At 64.8% G+C, this 16,081-nt stretch carries 17 protein-coding genes; 7 read left to right on the top strand and 10 right to left on the bottom strand.

Annotated features, from left to right (window positions below):
- Positions 1–40: 40 nt before the first annotated feature.
- The 3 genes from AC1RQP_RS16895 to AC1RQP_RS16905 form a co-directional block, all read right to left on the bottom strand.
- A complete protein-coding gene (locus AC1RQP_RS16895) occupies positions 41–544 on the bottom strand; it encodes an RES family NAD+ phosphorylase (protein ID WP_239620411.1) in 504 nt (167 codons plus the stop codon).
- Positions 541–1,014, bottom strand: a complete 474-nt coding sequence (locus AC1RQP_RS16900; protein WP_492937878.1) for an Xre family toxin-antitoxin system antitoxin — start codon at positions 1,012–1,014, stop codon at positions 541–543. Before AC1RQP_RS16900 ends, AC1RQP_RS16895 begins: the two co-directional genes overlap by 4 nt.
- Positions 1,015–1,107: 93 nt before the next feature.
- A complete protein-coding gene (locus AC1RQP_RS16905) occupies positions 1,108–1,695 on the bottom strand; it encodes a PadR family transcriptional regulator (RefSeq protein ID WP_239620415.1) in 588 nt (195 codons plus the stop codon).
- A gap of 205 nt (positions 1,696–1,900) precedes the next feature.
- Between AC1RQP_RS16905 and AC1RQP_RS16910 the strand changes: the two genes are divergently transcribed.
- From AC1RQP_RS16910 to AC1RQP_RS16925, 4 genes are all read left to right on the top strand, one after another.
- Positions 1,901–2,284, top strand: coding sequence for a nuclear transport factor 2 family protein (locus tag AC1RQP_RS16910; protein ID WP_028179840.1), 384 nt, complete (start codon positions 1,901–1,903; stop codon positions 2,282–2,284).
- A 95-nt stretch (positions 2,285–2,379) separates the two neighbouring features.
- Positions 2,380–4,170, top strand: coding sequence for an acyl-CoA dehydrogenase C-terminal domain-containing protein (locus tag AC1RQP_RS16915; RefSeq protein WP_492937778.1), 1,791 nt, complete (start codon positions 2,380–2,382; stop codon positions 4,168–4,170).
- Between the two features lie 57 nt (positions 4,171–4,227).
- Positions 4,228–5,436, top strand: coding sequence for an acetyl-CoA C-acetyltransferase (locus tag AC1RQP_RS16920; protein WP_492937779.1), 1,209 nt, complete (start codon positions 4,228–4,230; stop codon positions 5,434–5,436).
- A 202-nt stretch (positions 5,437–5,638) separates the two neighbouring features.
- Positions 5,639–7,852, top strand: coding sequence for an FAD-dependent oxidoreductase (locus AC1RQP_RS16925; protein ID WP_492937780.1), 2,214 nt, complete (start codon positions 5,639–5,641; stop codon positions 7,850–7,852).
- Between the two features lie 80 nt (positions 7,853–7,932).
- On the opposite strand, the gene AC1RQP_RS16930 is transcribed toward AC1RQP_RS16925, so the two are convergent.
- The 3 genes from AC1RQP_RS16930 to AC1RQP_RS16940 form a co-directional block, all read right to left on the bottom strand.
- Positions 7,933–8,274 (bottom strand): hypothetical protein, encoded by a 342-nt coding sequence (locus AC1RQP_RS16930; protein WP_492937781.1) that lies wholly within the window; start codon positions 8,272–8,274, stop codon positions 7,933–7,935.
- A gap of 310 nt (positions 8,275–8,584) precedes the next feature.
- Positions 8,585–8,893, bottom strand: a complete 309-nt coding sequence (locus AC1RQP_RS16935; RefSeq protein ID WP_492937782.1) for a hypothetical protein — start codon at positions 8,891–8,893, stop codon at positions 8,585–8,587.
- 378 nt (positions 8,894–9,271) lie between these two features.
- On the bottom strand, positions 9,272–9,415 hold the full coding sequence (locus AC1RQP_RS16940) for a thioredoxin domain-containing protein (protein WP_492937783.1): 144 nt from the start codon (positions 9,413–9,415) through the stop codon (positions 9,272–9,274).
- Positions 9,416–9,578: 163 nt separating this feature from the next.
- Between AC1RQP_RS16940 and AC1RQP_RS16945 the strand changes: the two genes are divergently transcribed.
- From AC1RQP_RS16945 to AC1RQP_RS16955, 3 genes are all read left to right on the top strand, one after another.
- A complete protein-coding gene (locus AC1RQP_RS16945) occupies positions 9,579–10,073 on the top strand; it encodes a MarR family winged helix-turn-helix transcriptional regulator (protein WP_061882499.1) in 495 nt (164 codons plus the stop codon).
- A gap of 99 nt (positions 10,074–10,172) precedes the next feature.
- Positions 10,173–11,543 carry a glutamate--cysteine ligase gene (locus tag AC1RQP_RS16950; protein WP_492937784.1) on the top strand — a complete coding sequence of 457 codons (1,371 nt, stop codon included), beginning with the start codon at positions 10,173–10,175 and terminating at the stop codon, positions 11,541–11,543.
- A 112-nt stretch (positions 11,544–11,655) separates the two neighbouring features.
- Entirely contained in the window at positions 11,656–12,222 is a 567-nt protein-coding gene (locus AC1RQP_RS16955) for a PAN domain-containing protein (protein WP_492937879.1), read from the top strand.
- A gap of 141 nt (positions 12,223–12,363) precedes the next feature.
- On the opposite strand, the gene AC1RQP_RS16960 is transcribed toward AC1RQP_RS16955, so the two are convergent.
- The 4 genes from AC1RQP_RS16960 to AC1RQP_RS16975 all read right to left on the bottom strand — a co-directional run bounded on the left by AC1RQP_RS16960 (position 12,364) and on the right by AC1RQP_RS16975 (position 15,808).
- The gene (locus AC1RQP_RS16960) at positions 12,364–12,930 is read right to left on the bottom strand and encodes a nucleotidyltransferase family protein (RefSeq protein ID WP_492937785.1); all 567 of its coding nucleotides are present in this window, start codon (positions 12,928–12,930) and stop codon (positions 12,364–12,366) included.
- A gap of 22 nt (positions 12,931–12,952) precedes the next feature.
- Positions 12,953–13,732 (bottom strand): signal peptidase I, encoded by a 780-nt coding sequence (gene lepB / locus AC1RQP_RS16965; protein ID WP_061882496.1) that lies wholly within the window; start codon positions 13,730–13,732, stop codon positions 12,953–12,955.
- On the bottom strand, positions 13,729–15,156 hold the full coding sequence (tldD, locus tag AC1RQP_RS16970) for a metalloprotease TldD (protein ID WP_492937786.1): 1,428 nt from the start codon (positions 15,154–15,156) through the stop codon (positions 13,729–13,731). The genes lepB and tldD overlap by 4 nt, the downstream gene beginning before the upstream one ends.
- Before the next feature lie 118 nt (positions 15,157–15,274).
- On the bottom strand, positions 15,275–15,808 hold the full coding sequence (locus AC1RQP_RS16975) for an invasion associated locus B family protein (protein WP_239620448.1): 534 nt from the start codon (positions 15,806–15,808) through the stop codon (positions 15,275–15,277).
- Positions 15,809–16,081: the final 273 nt, after the last annotated feature.

A 16,081-nucleotide genomic window follows, 5' to 3' on the forward strand; every position in this document is an offset into this window, starting at 1 on the left:
TGGCCTTGCCACTCATCGCCGACAGCGCCTCGAGCGCGGCTTAGCGACCTGGCGGGTGCAAGCGCGTGTCCAGTGCGAATGGCTCCTGAGATCTCAGCTTGTAGGCGCCCGCCGCATTTGCGGCCGTGAAGATCAAATTCCAGCTCGCCGTCGAGACCACGCTCGGAATCACGATGAACCTGTGTTTCGCAAGCAGCTCATCCCCGAATGCCTGCTGGCCGGCGCTCGGTATCCCCGGCCTCAGCCAGTTGGGATTTGGAACGGTATTGGGCTCGACGACGAATACACCCGCTGGATCGATCGCTGTGGCCGTGATCACATGGGACACCATGTCCAACGCGCGAAATCCCTTATGAACGGCGACCTCCAGAATCGCCGTCGCGGGATCGATCGAACAGTAAACCGTGCGAACTCCTTTGCTGTTCCAGCGGCCTCCGACGAGAAACGCGCCCTCTCCACTGTCCCAGGTCGCAGCATATTTGGATTGATCCAGACGCCAAGCCACCAGCTCGGAGCCGCCGAGCGATGCGGGGAGCGGTGTCACGCGTAAACGCCATACTCAAGCCGTGCGAGAAAATCCTCGACGAGTTCAACCCCGGCAGGTGTGGCTAACAGATCAATCGGCTTGCGTTGATCGAGGCCAATGGCCGGGCGCTCCAGCCACTGCTCAGCCTCCTCCTTCGATCCGAGGACCGAAGTGGCTTTCGCCAATATTTCTGCGAGCTTCCACGCGCGCCCGCTCTGTTCAGGGCTGAGCTGCCGGATATTTTCAGCCGTGTGCCGCTGGTAGGTTCTATGGCTCATTCCGATCGCCTTGGCGAAAGAATCGTCCCAGCGGAGAAATGCGAAATTTGCGACCAGATACACCAGCGCCTTGGATGGGAGGCCACTCACGAGAATTTCGTGAGCCTCTAGTGGGCTCTTGGGCATCTTCCGAAAGGTGGAAGTTCCCCCGAGAAGCCGTGTGACGGCCGCCAGCCGGGCAATTTCAGGGGATTGAGCAAGTTCGTCCATCAGCATCAGTCTCGCCACTTGTCGCTCAAAATATGACAAGTGTCGAAATGATTTTCAAGGGCGGGGCACCAATTCTTGGTCGGGCTCGGCCCCTCAGCCCTTCTCGCGCTTGCCATCCTCGATCGGCACCACGGTGGCCTTGCCGCTCATCGCCGACAGCGCCTCGAGCGCTTCCTCGCAGAAGTCGGCCACCATCTGCTCGTGCCGGGCCCCCAGGCGGAGCAGGAGCAGGTTGCCGAGGTCGAGCTTGCCCTCTGCCGTGCCGTCCGGAAAGCGCTTCTTCAGGATGCGCTCGTAATTGGCGTGGCGGTCGCGGTGGTGCTCGAGCCGGGCCATCAAATCGGCGCGCAGCGGCTCGATGTCGATGCTGTCGAGCGCATGGAGGCGGACCAGGAGGTCGTCCTTGGTCGAGGCCGGCGTGCTTGGCCGCGCGGCCCAGTGCCGCAGCGCTGTTCGGCCCTCCGGAGTGAGCGTATAAACCAGCTTGTTGGGCTTGCCTGATTGCACGACCTCGCGGCCCTGGATGTAGCCGCGGTCGCGCAGCTTGGAGAGTTCGCGGTAGATCTGCTGGTGGTCGGCCTTCCAGAAGAAGCCGATCGAGGAATCGAACGTCTTGGCGAGCTCGTAGCCCGTCATCGGACGTTCCGTCAGGCATGCGAGGATCGCGTCGCCCAGTGCCATGACCGGTCTCCTGTTCTCGACCTTGTGGCTTGACTTTATGCGCATCGGCGCATATGCGTCAATGTGCATATGAGGCGGCTGAAGGGCCGGGCGAAAGACCCGTCCTGAAAACCCAGCGGAATCAACCCTTTCGCTACTGTGCATGGGGTTGTTTTCGCGTTTTTTGCCAAGGCTCCTGGAAAGCCCTTTAGGGAGGCACCCGAGAATGACCGGCCTCGATTCCTGGTACGCCTACATGAAGTCTCATGACCGCACCGCGCTCTGGGATCTTCTGCACCCCGATGCCGTGTTCGAAAGCCCCGTCGTTCACACGCCGCAGCGCGGCCGCGACATCACCTTCAAATATCTCTCCAGTGCCGAACAGGTGCTCGGCGGTCCGACCTTCACCTATGTGGGTGAGTGGAGGAACGAGCGCGGCGCCGTGCTCGAATTCAAGACCATGATCGACGGCATCGAGATCAACGGCGTCGACATCATCAGCTTCGACGGCGAGGGACGCATCACGCACTTCAAGGTGATGGTGCGTCCGCTCAAGGCGATCAACATGCTGCACCGTCTGATGGCGGAGCAGCTGGCTGCCCAATCATGATACTGCCCTGAGTTGCCGAACCCGCTAAGCTCGCGGGCGAACGCGCCGCAGGAACCGCACGAACATCATTTCAAGGCCCATGCCGGGAGAACCCCATGCCGATCTATAAAGCCCCCGTCGAAGACGTGAACTTCCTGCTCAACGACGTCTTCCAGATCGACCGCTACGACAATCTGCCGGGCTTCTCCGATGCGTCGAGCGACGTGCGCGAGGCGATCCTCGGCGAAGCCGCCAAGCTCGCCGAAGAGGTGCTGCAGCCGCTGAATCGCGTGGGTGATCTCGAAGGCTGCAAGCGCGCCGACGACGGCAGCGTCACCACGCCGAAAGGCTTCAAGGAAGCGTTCAAGCAGGTCGTCGAGGGCGGCTGGCTCGGCCTGTCGGCGCCGACCGAATATGGCGGCCAGGGCCTTCCGGTGACGCTGAGCCAGGCGGTCAACGAATTCCAGATCTCCGCCAACATGGCGTTCTCGATGTATGGCGGTCTGACCATGGGCGCGACCGCGGCGCTGCTGGTGCACGGCACGCCCGAGCAGAAGAAGATCTACGTCCCGAAGATGGTGGCCGGCGAATGGACCGGCACCATGAACCTCACCGAGCCGCATTGCGGCACCGACCTCGGCATGCTCCGCACCAAGGCGGTGCGCCAGGCGGACGGCAGCTTCAGGATCACGGGCACCAAGATCTTCATCTCGGCCGGCGAGCACGATCTCGCCGACAACATCATCCATCTCGTGCTCGCCCGCATCGAGGGCGCGCCGGCCGGCATCAAGGGCGTGTCGCTGTTCGTGGTGCCGAAATTCCTGGTGAACGCCGATGGTTCGATCGGGCAGCGCAACGGCGTCGTCTGCGGCTCGATCGAGCACAAGATGGGCATCCACGGCAATTCCACCTGCGTGATGAACTACGACAACGCCACCGGCTGGCTGATCGGCGAAGAGAACAAGGGCATGCAGGGCATGTTCGTGATGATGAACGAGGCCCGTCTCGGCGTCGCCGTGCAGGGCCTCGCGCAGTCCGAGGTCGCCTATCAGAACGCCGTCGCCTATGCCCGCGAGCGCATCCAGGGCCGTTCCCTCACCGGCGTCAAGGCGCCGGACAAGCCGGCCGATCCGATCATCGTGCATCCCGACGTGCGCCGCACGCTGCTGTCGATCCGCGCCTTCAACGAGGCCGCGCGCGCTTTCGTGATCTGGACCGCGCTGAAGAGCGACGTCGCCCACCGCTCCGAGGATCCCAAGGACCGCCAGGCCGCGGACGACCACATGGGCCTGATGACGCCGGTGCTGAAGGGCTTCCTCACCGACTACGGCTTCGCCAACGCGGTGCAGGCGCAGCAGATGTATGGCGGCCACGGCTACATCGCCGAGCAGGGCATGGAGCAGTTCGTGCGCGATGCGCGTATCGCCATGATCTATGAAGGCGCCAACGGCATCCAGGCGCTCGACCTCGTCGGCCGCAAGCTGCCGCGCGACGGCGGCCGCGCCATCATGGCCTTCTTCGGCGAGGTGATGGCCTTTGCCAAGGAGAATGGCGGCGACGAGGCACTCAAGCCCTTCATCACGCCGCTCTCCACCTCGCTCGGCCACCTCCAGCAGGCCACCACCTGGCTGATGCAGAATGCGATGGCGAAGCCGGACAATGCCGGCGCGGCTGCCACCGACTACCTGCATCTCTTCGGCTTCGTCGCGCTCGGCTATATGTGGGCGAGGATGGCCAAGGTGACGAATGCCAAGATTGCCGAGAGCGGGGCGACGCCCTATCTCTCGACCAAGCTCGTCACCGGCCGCTTCTTCATGGAGCGGATGCTGCCGGAGACCGCGGCCAATCTCGCGCGCATCCAGGCCGGATGCGCCACCATCATGGAATTGCCGGCGGAAGCTTTCTGAGGCCTGCTCCCGCCGCCGTTTCCCAATAGCTTTCAAACATCACATCAGGAGGGCGTCATGCCTGAGGCATTCATCTACGACCACGTTCGCACCCCGCGCGGCCGCGGCAAGGCGGACGGCGCGCTGCACGAGGTCACGGCGCTCGCGCTCGCCACCGTGCCGCTGAAGGCGCTGAAGGAGCGCAACAATCTGCCGGAAGATTCCGTCGACGACGTCATCCTCGGCGTGGTCGATCCCGTCGGTGAAGCCGGATCCGACATCGCGCGCTTCGCCGCGCTGAAGGCGGGCCTCGGCGACGCCGTTCCCGGCGTGCAGATCAGCCGGTTCTGCGCCTCCGGCCTCGATGCCGTGAACTTCGCCGCCGCGCAGATCATGAGCGGCCAGCATGAGCTGGTGATCGGCGGCGGCGCCGAATCCATGAGCCGCGTCGGCATCGGCGCTTCCGGCGGCGCATGGCCGATGGATCCTTCGATCGCGGTGCCGGCCTATTTCATGCCGCAGGGCGTCTCGGCCGATCTGATCGCGACCAAATACGGCTTCTCGCGTGACGACGTCGACGCCTACGCCGTGCAGAGCCAGCAGCGCGCGGCAAAGGCCTGGGACGAGGGGCGCTTCGACAAGTCGGTGGTGCCGGTGAAGGACATCAACGGCCTCACGATCCTCGCCAAGGACGAGCACATGCGTCCGTCGACCACGATGCAGTCGCTGGCGCAGCTGCAGCCGTCGTTCACCATGATGGCGCAGATGGGCGGCTTTGACGGCGTCGCGGTGCAGTCGCATCCCGAGATCGAGCGCGTGAACTACGTGCATCACGCCGGCAATTCGTCGGGCATCGTCGACGGTGCCGGCGCCGTGCTGCTCGGCAGCAAGGAGGCCGGTAGCAAGTACGGCATGAAGCCGCGCGCGAAGATCCGCGCGTTCGCCAACATCGGCTCCGAGCCGGCGATGATGCTGACCGGTCCGGTCGACGTCACCGAAAAGCTGTTCGCGCGCTCGGGCATGAAGAAGTCCGACATCGACCTGTTCGAGCTCAACGAGGCCTTCGCCTCCGTCGTGCTGCGCTACATCCAGGCTTTCGACATCGACAGCGCCAAGATCAACGTCAATGGCGGTGCCATCGCGCTCGGCCATCCGCTCGGGGCGACCGGCGCGATGATCCTCGGCACCGTGCTCGACGAGCTCGAGCGAACCAACAAGTCCACCGCCCTTGTCACGCTGTGCATCGGCGGCGGCATGGGCACCGCGACCATCATCGAGCGGGTGTAACTTCTTCCCCTCTCCCCTTGTGGGAGAGGGTGGCGCGAACACGCGAAGCGGGTTCTGGCCGGGTGAGGGGTCTGTCTCCGCGGATGCAGACCCCTCACCCCCTCGCTTCGCTCGGACCCTCTCCCACAAGGGGAGAGGGGAAGACGAGACCCCCATCAACCGCCGCGCCTGAGATCGGCTGCGGCACCGAGGAGCAACCAGCATGGCCTACAAGAATTTCAAGGTTGAGACCGACGCAGACGGCATCGCGCTCGTCACCTGGGACATCCCGGGCCGTTCGATGAACGTGCTCGACGAGACCTCGACCAATGAGCTCGAGGCGATCGTGAAGGAAACGACGGCAGACGCCGCGGTGAAGGGTGTCGTCATCACCTCCGCGAAAGAGGCGTTCTGTGCGGGCGCGGACCTGTCGATGCTCGAAGGCATGAACCAGGCCTATGCGAAGGTCTTCAAGGAGCAGGGCGAGACCGCGGCGAACCAGATGCTGTTCGACCAGAGCCGCCGCTTCTCGCTGGTGCTGCGTTCGATCGAGACGTCGGGCAAGCCGTGGGCGGCCGCGATCAACGGCCTCGCGCTCGGCGGTGGCTTCGAGATCACGCTGTGCTGCCACTATCGCGTCGCGGCGGAGAATCCCAAGACCCGCCTCGGCCTGCCCGAGGTCAAGGTCGGCCTGTTCCCCGGTGCCGGCGGGACGCAGCGTGTGCCGCGCCTGGTGCCGCCGCAGGATGCGATGACGATCCTGCTCAAGGGCGATCCCGTCACGGTCGAGAAGGCCAAGGCGCTGAACCTCATTCACGCCGTGGCGCCCGCCGCCGACCTCGTCAAGGCGGCGAAGGACTGGATCAGGGGCGGCGGCAAGGCCGTCGCGCCCTGGGACGAGAAGGGCTTCAAGCTTCCGGGCGGTCCGGTGTTCTCCAAGGCCGGCATGATGATGTTCCCGGCCGGCAACGCGATCTACCGCCGCGAGACCTACGACAATTATCCGGCCGCGCGCGCCATCATGAGCTGCGTCTATGAGGGCCTGCAGCTGCCGATCGACGCCGCGCTGCGGGTGGAGTCGCGCTACTTCGCCTCGGTGCTGCGCTCGAAGGAAGCGGCCGCGATGATCCGCAGCCTGTTCCTGTCGATGCAGGAATTGAACAAGGGCGCCCGCCGCCCGAAGGACGTGCCGCCGACCAAGGTGAAGAAAATCGCCGTCATCGGCGCCGGCTTCATGGGCGCCAGCGTCGGCTATGTCTCGGCCCGCGCCGGTCTCGACGTCGTCCTGATCGACCGCGACCAGGAGAGCGCCGACAAGGGCAAGGCGCATGCGCAGAAGGTGATCGAAGAGCAGATCAAGAAGGGCCGCGCCAAGCCCGGGGATGCCGAAGCGCTGCTCGCGCGCATCACGCCGACCGCCGACTATGCCGCGCTGAAGGACGTCGACCTCGTCATCGAGGCCGTGTTCGAGGACCGCAAGGTCAAGGCCGAGACCTTCGCCAAGGCGCAGCAATATCTGAAGCCGGACGTGATCTTCGCCTCGAACACCTCGACCCTGCCGATCACCTCGCTGGCCGAGGGCTTCAAGGACCAGGGCAAGTTCGTCGGCATCCACTTCTTCTCTCCGGTCGAGAAGATGATGCTGGTCGAGATCATCAAGGGCAAGAACACCGGCGATCTCGCGCTCGCGACAGCGCTCGACTACGTCCGGCAGATCGGCAAGACGCCGATCGTGGTCAACGACAGCCGCGGCTTCTTCGCCAACCGCTGCGTCGGCCGCTACGTCGCCGAAGGCAACGAGATGTTCCTGGAGGGCGTGCCGCCGGCGATGATCGAGAATTGCGCCAAGATGGCCGGCATGCCGGTCGGCCCGCTCTCGTTGTCGGACGAAGTCGCGCTCGACCTCGGCCTCAAGATCATGAAGGCGACGGAGGCCGATCTCGGCCCCAACGCCATCAATCCCGATCAGAAGAAGCTGATGGTGGAGATGGTCGAGAAGCAGGGCCGCCTCGGCCGCAAGAACAGCAAGGGCTTCTACGACTACCCCGAGAAGGGCAAGGGTCAGAAGAGCCTTTGGCCGGGACTCTCGGCGCTGCAGCCGAAGCAGCTCGATCCTGACACGCTCGACGTCGAGGAACTGAAGCAGCGCTTCCTGGTGGTGCAGGCGGTGGAAGCCGCGCGCACAGTGGAGGACCACGTCATCACCGATCCGCGCGAAGCGGATGTCGGCTCGATCCTCGGTTTCGGTTTCGCGCCGTTCACCGGCGGCACGCTGTCCTACATCGACTTCATGGGCACGAAGAAGTTCGTCGAGCTCTGCCGCAAGCTCGAGGCGAAATACGGCTCGCGCTTCACCCCGCCGAAGCTGCTCGAGGAGATGGCGGCGAAGGGCGAGACCTTCTACGGCCGCTTCGCGCCGAAGAAGGCGGCGGCCTGAGACAGACCTGTAGCCCGGATGGCGCGTGAGCGAAATCCGGGCACGCAGAGCCAAAAGGCCGGATCATTGATCCGGCCTTTTTATTTTCCGTCGCCGAATGGCGAGAATGCGCGCCCCGATACGGTCTCGCCGGCGAGACTGGCCGTCCAGCTGCCTTCGTCGCCGCGGCCGATGCGCACTTCAAAATGCCAGCCATTCTGGTTGGTGAAAGCGATGTCTGCGCCGCGTTTCGTCCTGGCGTAGCTGCACCGATATTCGGTCGGCCGGTCCGGAAAGACGATCTTTCCTTCCCTGCTCTCGAACACGGCCGAGGTGGTCTGTGGATGGATCATGAAGATGCAATCGCGCTGCGGCGCGACCGGCGTCGACAAGCCAAGAATCGCGAGCGGCGCGCCGGCGGTCATGAGGACGATCATGTTCATGAGGCAACTGTCTCCTGGAGATGATCCTTCGACGTCGTCGCCGATCACATGGTTCACGATGAAGAAGGGCCGGATGATCCACGCCAGAATCCTGCCGCAGCCACGCTCCGCCCTGGCACCGCTCTTGCTGATGTTTCCCCGGATGGCCCATTGGCATTGAAGGTGTCCCGCAATGATCCCCACCGTGTCTCAAGACAGCGCAGCCGGCGTTGCGGTAAGATACGCCCCCTTGCTGCTTCTGGGTCGGTCGTGGCGCCGCCGCGGGCTCCTCCGGCGGCGCAGAAAAATTCCCTCGTGGTTCGGCCTGGTCCTACTCGTTCTCCTTCTCGATATCGCGATGGCCGTGCTTGCCTGGCTCGCCGTCGATGTCGTCCTGCATTGAGAGCTCGCCCCTGTACAGGTAGAACGTCGCGGCCAAATAGGCGAGCTGGCCGGCAATCAGGCAGCCGACGACGATCGGAACGCCCGTCCAAAATCCAAAGCCTGAGGTCTGAAGGACCGTTGCTGTAACGATCGCGGTCGCCGGCGAGACCAGCAGCAGAGTCCAGACTCGGAAGATGAGCCCCGTCGCAAGGCCAGTGATTGCGCTCGCGAGCAGGAGAAGGAGTACAGCCGTCACAATAGCTTCCCGGTCCAGTCCAGTGGTCTGCGTCGTGTTCCCGCGCTGAAGCTGAGCCAAGTGGAGTGCTCTCACAAGGATTGTGACGGCCGCGGAGTGCACAACGCAGAGTTATTGTTAACCCTGACAATGCTCGTAAAATTGCAGTCAGTGCAGCGCGAATCTTCGGATTCAGCGAATGGCGCAAGCAGAGCGGCTGATCATCGATCCCCGTCTTCGTCGCTTCGCCTGTCCTGCTCGGTGAACGGCGGTCCAAAGCTCCCGCGCAGCTCGGAGGTGAGGAATTTCAGCTTGTGGTGCTCGGAACTGTCGCGGGCTGGCGCCAGCGCCTCGGCCGAGGCCAGACGGCGATCTTCTGGACAATCACCGGGCCTTCGGTCACGATCTCGCCGCTGTCGAGGCCCGGCGCAGGGCCTGGCCCCCAGGGGTCAGCTTCAGATAGTCCTCGCCCATTTTCGAGCTTCCTGGCGCCGATTCGACCTCGACCATCTCATAGGGCAGGCCGGCCGACAGGAGGGCCATGGGGATGGCGAGCAGGCACCGGTCGAATCCTGCGGTTTCGCGGAATTCCGCCTGATGCTTGGTTCGGCCGAAAGAGCAACTACATGCACCTGCTTGAAATAGTCAAGATTGATGCAGGTGCATCAAATGGAGTAAGAGACGGGCGACGAACTTGAGCGGGACCATGAAACGCAAACCATCGACCGAGGCAACAGCCGCCTGGATCCGCCTGATGCGGGTGCAGAGCCGCGTGCTCGATTGCGTCGAGCAGGACTTGAAGAAGGCCGGCTTCCCACCGCTGGCCTGGTATGATGCGCTGCTCGAATTGTCGCGGGCGCCCTCGGGCGAGCTGCGGCCGGTCGAACTCGAGCGGCAGATGCTGATTCCGCAATATTCCACCTCGCGGCTGATCGACCGCCTGGTCGACGAGGGCCTGGCCTCGCGGCGCGAATGCAAGATCGACAAGCGCGGCCAGTTCGTCGAGATCACGGAAGCCGGCCGCGAGTTGCAGAAGCGGATGTGGGGCGCCTATTCGGCTGCGATCGAGAAATATGTCGGCTCGAAACTGTCCGATGCCGACGCCGTCAAGCTCAGCAATCTGCTCGATCGCCTGGGCTGCTCGTGCGGCGAGGTGAAACTGCCGCCCGCGGGCGTCAACGAAAGCATGCCGTCGCGATGATCGCGCGGCAAACCGCTCGTCCGCGCAACCGGTGGGTTCGCGGGCCATCCCTGTCACCGCGCGCGTTCGGTCGAAGCGCCTTTTTGATTAGAGTTTGATATGGCGCGAGACCAGATCGATATGACGCCGCTGCAATCACGCGACGAACTCGTCGCGTGGTTCGAGGCCGGCTGCAAGGACCCGTCCGAATTCCGCATGGGCACCGAGCACGAGAAGACGCCGTTCACGCTCGAAGGCCACCATCCGGTGCCGTACGAAGGTGCGCGCGGCATCGGCGCGCTGCTCGAAGGCATGAAGCTCCTGCTCGGCTGGGAGCCGATCATGGAGCAGGGCAACATCATCGGCCTCTACGACGTCACCGGTGGCGGCGCGATCTCGCTCGAGCCCGGCGGACAGTTCGAGCTGTCCGGCGCGCCGGTCGAGAATGTGCACCAGACCCAGGGCGAGTTGATGGCGCATCTGGCACAGGTGCGCGAGATCGCAACGCCGCTCGGCATCGGCTTCCTCGGGCTCGGCATGACGCCGTCCTGGTCGCGCGCCGATATCCCGGTGATGCCCAAGGGCCGCTACAAGATCATGACCAACTACATGCCGAAGGTCGGTCAGTACGGCCTCGACATGATGTACCGGACCTGTACCGTGCAGACCAATCTCGACTTCTCCTCCGAAGCCGACATGGTCAAGAAGCTGCGCGTCTCGCTCGCGCTCCAGCCGGTCGCGACGGCACTGTTCGCCAATTCGCCGTTCACCGAGGGCAAGCCGAATGGCTTCCTGTCTTTCCGGTCCGAGATCTGGCGCGACACCGACAACGCGCGCGCAGGCATGATGCCGTGGGCCTTCGAGGACGGCATGGGGTTCGAGCGCTATGTCGACTACGCGCTCGACGTGCCCATGTATTTCGTCAAGCGCGGCGAGGAATACATCGACGTGTCGGGCTCCTCGTTCCGCGCGTTCTTCGAGGGCCGCAACAACAATCTTCCCGGCGAGCGTCCGACGCTGTCGGACTGGGCCAACCATCTCTCGACGATCTTTCCGGAAGTGCGGCTCAAGCGCTATCTCGAGATGCGCGGCTCCGATGGCGGTCCGTGGGGCCGTTTGCCGGCGCTGCCGGCGTTCTGGGTCGGGCTGCTCTACGACGACGTTTCGCTCGATGCCGCCTGGGACATGGTGAAGCACTGGACCGCGCATGAGCGTCAGGCCCTGCGCGATGACGTGCCGCGGTTCGGCTTCAAGGCGCGAATCAAGGACCGCTATCTGTTCGAGATCGCCAAGGAGTGCCTCGTTCTGGCACATGCCGGCCTGCGCCGGCGCGGCCGGATCGACCAGCTTGGCCGCGACGAGACCCGACACCTCGAGCCGCTCGATCGCATCATCGATTCCGGCCGGACGCCGGCGGAGGAGATGCTGGAGAAGTTCAACGGTCCCTGGAAGGGCTCGGTGGAACCGGTCTACGCGGAATACGCTTTCTAGAGTCATAGGCGAGCGACCGGATCCGAGCCGTTCATCGCCCGTACAGGTTTGCGGCGATCAAATGATCGGGCCGGAAAACCTGAGCGTCCTCAATAACTCGAAAGCTGTTCCGATGGTGAAGGGCCGCCTGCCTGGGGCCGTCATGGCACGCCTCTTGGCTTGTGCCGCGCTGCTTTTGCTCGCGCTTGCGAGCGTGCCCGCGCGCGCGCAGACAGCATTCGACAGGCCCGGCGGCGACTATTTCAGCACGCCGGTCACCTCGGGCGATCCCGAGGATTGCGCGCTGCTGTGCGAGCGCGACCGCCGCTGCCGCTCCTGGAGCTTCAGCTATCCCGACGTCGAAGGCGGCTCGGCGGTCTGCTGGTTGAAGAACACCGTGCCGCCGCGCGTGCCGGGAAGTTGCTGCATCTCCGGGGTGCGCGGCGCCGGCGTGATCGAGCCGCGCGTCGAGGGCGTCGAGACGTCGATCGACCGCCCGGGTGGTGATTTGCGCAATTTCGAGCTCAAGGACGGCGAAAGCGTAGAGGCCTGCAAGGCCGCCTGCACCGCCGACAACAAATGCCGTGCCTTCACTTATGCCCGCCCCGGCTACGTCGGGCGCGAGGCGCGCTGTTTTCTGAAGAAGGAGATCAAGCCGCCGCGCCGCAAGGCCGGATTCACGTCGGGCGTGGTGCGGTGATGCTCGTAGTCGTGCCCCGGACAGGGTGATGCGCTGCTGAACCGGGGCCCATTGCGGTCCCGCACTCTCTGCACGATGGGTCCCGGCTCTGCGCCGCGTCGCTTCGCGAGGCGTCTTGTCCGGGACAGGAGTGAGTCTTGCTCACTCTGCCGCAATCACCGTGAGCTCGGGCCACAGTGCCTTCCATCGCGCGGCTTTCGCCTCGTAGTTGGCGGCGGAGAAGTTCGGCGCCCGGTTGGGCCTTACGATCAGCCTTGCGACGTCATCGAACCCGTGGGGCGCATAGACGTCGAAATTCCCGCCGGCGGGTCGGATACCCAGTTGCGTATTCTCCGTGAGGAAACGGTCGATGCCGTCCGTCGAGCACGTCAGCGGCGGATAGGGCAGGCCATGCTTGTCGGGGTACCACAGATGCACCCGCGCCTGGTTGCGGATCTCGATCCTGGCGCCGAGATGAGCGAGCCGCGCATGCAGCCTGCGGATCACTGCGTCTTCCGCCTCCCACGACGTATCGGGATCGAAGTAGAACACGTCGTAGTCGGCGATGCCGTGACTGATCGCACGGCCGGTGAGCACGTTCCACACCGTCTGCACCAGGCAACCCGCGACCAGCCAGGCATCCGGCAGCGCAAGCTGCGCAAGGGCGTCGGCAATCGCAGCGTTGACGGGATTTCTCAGGGCAAGCGCGAGGAATTCGTCACGGTTCATCGTGAAGGGGAGAGACTTCCGCTCAATGCACGGCGGTGAAGAACCGGGCCAGCCTGAACCCGGACAGCCAGGTCCACACCGGCTGACCGCGCATGCCGAGATCCCAGGAGCCGAGCACGGCATCGGCACGGCCGATCAGATTGTCGATCGGCAACAGGCCGACGCCGCCGGCGCGCAGCGGCACGCGGCTGTCGGCGGAATTGTCGCGGTTGTCGCCGAGCACGAAGAGATGCCCGGCCGGCACCGTCACTTCGGGCGTGTTGTCGAGCGGGCCGTTGTCGCGCATCTTGAAGATCAAATGCGAGACGCCGTTCGGCAGCGTCTCGACATAGCGATAGGCAGGCTCGCTGCCGCCACGGTCGTCCTCGGCGGCGCCGACGCCGTCGGGCTTCAGCTCGGCGGGACGGTCGTTGATGAAGAGCTGGCCCTGCCGCATCTGGATGCGGTCGCCGGGCAGTCCCACGACGCGTTTGACCCAGGCCTGCGAGCGATCGCCGGGCCAGCGGAACACGACGACGTCGCCGAGCTTCGGCGTCTCCGCGAACACCCGGCCGCTCTCGGGCAGGCTGATCTGAATCGGCAGCGATGAGGTGCCGTAGCCATAGGGGAATTTCGAGGCGAGCAGCGCATCGCCGATCAGCAGCGTCGGCTCCATCGAGCCCGACGGCACGTAGAACGGCTCGGCCAGCGCGCCCTTGGCGATGAAGACCGCGGCCACGATGCCGGCGAGCTGCACGAGTTGCCCACCCCAGCCGCTGCTTTTCCGCTTGGGGGTGACAGTCACTTTGTCTTCCACGCTCATGCGCCCGTTCCACCCACCGTGATGCGTTCCATCAGCAGCGATGGCTGGCCGACGCCGACCGGCACGCCCTGACCGTTCTTGCCGCAGGTCCCGATGCCGGTATCGAGCGCAAGGTCGTTGCCGATCATGCGGATGCGATGCAGGTCGGTCGGTCCGTTGCCGATCAGCATGGCGCCCTTCAGCGGTGCGCCGATCTTGCCGTTCTCGATCTTGTAGGCCTCGGTGCACTGGAACACGTATTTGCCTGAGGTGATGTCGACCTGGCCGCCACCGAAATTCGCGGCGAACACGCCGTTCTTGACCGAGGCGAGGATCTCGGCGGGATCGCGGTCGCCCGCGAGCATGTAGGTGTTGGTCATGCGCGGCATCGGCACATGGGCGTAGCCCTGGCGACGGCCGTTGCCGGTCGGCTTCATGTTCATCAAGCGCGCGTTCTGGCGGTCCTGCATGTAACCGACGAGGATGCCATCCTCGATTAGCACGGTGCGATTGGTCGGCGTGCCCTCGTCGTCGATCGACAGCGAGCCGCGCCGCGAGGCGATGGTGCCGTCGTCGACGACCGTGACGCCCTTGGCCGCGACCTGCTGGCCCATCAGGCCGGCAAAGGCGGAGGTCTTCTTGCGGTTGAAGTCGCCCTCCAGGCCATGGCCGACCGCTTCATGCAGCATCACGCCGGGCCAGCCGGCGCCCAGCACGACGTCCATCTCGCCGGCCGGCGCTGGAATCGATTCCAGATTGACCAGCGCCTCGCGCAGCGCGCCGTCGGCGGCCTCGCGCCAGGATCTGCTCTCGATGAATTCGGCATAGCCGGCACGGCCGCCATAGCCCTTGCTGCCGCTCTCCTGGCGGTCACCCTGGCCGGCGACGACGGAAATGTTCACGCGCACCAGCGGACGGATGTCGCGATAGCTCTCGCCATCGGGCCGCAGGATCTCGACGACCTGCCAGGTCGCGCCCAGGCTTACGCTGACCTGCCGCACCCGCGGATCCTTGTCGCGCAGGTAAGCGTCGATCTCGGCGAGCAGCTTGACCTTGGTCTCGAAGCCGGGCGCATCGAGTGGATTGTCGTCGCCATAGAGCCGCACATTGGTGTGCGGGGGCGGCGCGGCGAAGCTGCCGGAGTAGCCGCCGCGCACGGCGGCGACCGCGTCGGCGGCGCGAATCAGCGCCGGCAGCGACACGTCGGAGGAATGGGCGTAGCCAACCGCATCGTCCTTGACGGCGCGTAGGCCAAACCCTTGCGAAGTGTCGTAGGTCGCCTGCTTCAGCCGCCCATTGTCGAACATCAGCGCTTCGGTCTGGCTGTATTCCAGGAACAATTCGCCGTCGTCGGCGCCCGAAAGCCCGCGCGCGACCTCGTGGCGAACCTGGTCGCGGTCGAGATTGGCACGGTCGAGCAGGGAGGTTGTTGCGGGGTTGGTCATGAGTCCGTCCATTATCGGGGGCTGTGGGGCAAGATAGTGGTTTCGGACCGGCTCCGCGAGGGCGCCAAGCCTCACATTACGGAAACAATAGGATCGCTCACCAGTGCCCGATCGGCCGCTACGGCAGCTTGTCGTAGCCCTCGCCGAGCCCGTTCAGGCTGAGCGGGAAGCCGATGCCTTCTTCGGGGGTCTCGAAGATAATGAAGGTTGCGGTCTTGGCGCTGCGCAGCTGGCCGAGCAGCTTGTCGTCCATCACCACTTCCGCCACGCAGCCGTTGGGCAGGCATCTGACGAAACCGGCGCGGCCGACGTCCTGGTTATCGAGCTTGAGTCCGAGGCCGGAGGGCAGCAGCACACCCAGCGGCGCCACCACGCGCATCAGGCGGCTCTTCTGGTCGGCGGTTTTCAGCACGATCACGGTCAGGCCGGCATTGGAGCGGTCTTCTGCCACCACGCTCTGGATCAGCGCGCATTGCTCGGTCTGGGCGCCGGGCGGGGTATCGCAGCGGATCTGCCAGTCGCCATGGACGGAGCGCACCGCGCCCTGCGCATGGGCGAGGCCGGGGAGCGCCAGGAGGACGATCGCGGTCAGGAGGGCGGCCAGCGCCGGGAGGCCGCTAGCCGGCTTTGCCATCGATCTCGAAAGCCCCATCGGGTCGGTCCCTCTGCTCGCCTGGGTCGCTCGCGCTTGGCAGGCCAATCTGGCGGACTGATACGGGAATGACGGCGTCTTGAAGGCGATTCCCAAGCAAATTCCGCGCCGCCTCGCACCGCCGCCGCCGGCACGAATCAGGCTCCTGCGCGGCCATCCGCCAGTGCCTACCGCGGGCAATTCCGCTGTCAAGCCGCAGCATCCCGGCAAACGGTATTTTTGTTTGATGTTGCTGGGAAATATCTTGCCGGTGATGGCTGACAGACCGAGCTC

Source organism: Bradyrhizobium sp. GW821-FHT13H06 (assembly GCF_058803975.1).

Bases quoted from the DNA above. Each gene is read 5' to 3' on its own strand.
- AC1RQP_RS16900 (WP_492937878.1), bottom strand. From the start codon at position 1,014: ATGGACGAACTTGCTCAATCCCCTGAAATTGCCCGGCTGGCGGCCGTC.
- AC1RQP_RS16905 (WP_239620415.1), bottom strand. From the start codon at position 1,695: ATGGCACTGGGCGACGCGATCCTCGCATGCCTGACGGAACGTCCGATG.
- AC1RQP_RS16910 (WP_028179840.1), top strand. From the start codon at position 1,901: ATGACCGGCCTCGATTCCTGGTACGCCTACATGAAGTCTCATGACCGC.
- AC1RQP_RS16915 (WP_492937778.1), top strand. From the start codon at position 2,380: ATGCCGATCTATAAAGCCCCCGTCGAAGACGTGAACTTCCTGCTCAAC.
- AC1RQP_RS16920 (WP_492937779.1), top strand. From the start codon at position 4,228: ATGCCTGAGGCATTCATCTACGACCACGTTCGCACCCCGCGCGGCCGC.
- AC1RQP_RS16925 (WP_492937780.1), top strand. From the start codon at position 5,639: ATGGCCTACAAGAATTTCAAGGTTGAGACCGACGCAGACGGCATCGCG.
- AC1RQP_RS16930 (WP_492937781.1), bottom strand. From the start codon at position 8,274: ATGAACATGATCGTCCTCATGACCGCCGGCGCGCCGCTCGCGATTCTT.
- AC1RQP_RS16940 (WP_492937783.1), bottom strand. From the start codon at position 9,415: ATGGCCCTCCTGTCGGCCGGCCTGCCCTATGAGATGGTCGAGGTCGAA.
- AC1RQP_RS16945 (WP_061882499.1), top strand. From the start codon at position 9,579: ATGAAACGCAAACCATCGACCGAGGCAACAGCCGCCTGGATCCGCCTG.
- AC1RQP_RS16950 (WP_492937784.1), top strand. From the start codon at position 10,173: ATGGCGCGAGACCAGATCGATATGACGCCGCTGCAATCACGCGACGAA.
- AC1RQP_RS16955 (WP_492937879.1), top strand. From the start codon at position 11,656: ATGGTGAAGGGCCGCCTGCCTGGGGCCGTCATGGCACGCCTCTTGGCT.
- AC1RQP_RS16960 (WP_492937785.1), bottom strand. From the start codon at position 12,930: ATGAACCGTGACGAATTCCTCGCGCTTGCCCTGAGAAATCCCGTCAAC.
- lepB (WP_061882496.1), bottom strand. From the start codon at position 13,732: ATGAGCGTGGAAGACAAAGTGACTGTCACCCCCAAGCGGAAAAGCAGC.
- tldD (WP_492937786.1), bottom strand. From the start codon at position 15,156: ATGACCAACCCCGCAACAACCTCCCTGCTCGACCGTGCCAATCTCGAC.
- AC1RQP_RS16975 (WP_239620448.1), bottom strand. From the start codon at position 15,808: ATGGGGCTTTCGAGATCGATGGCAAAGCCGGCTAGCGGCCTCCCGGCG.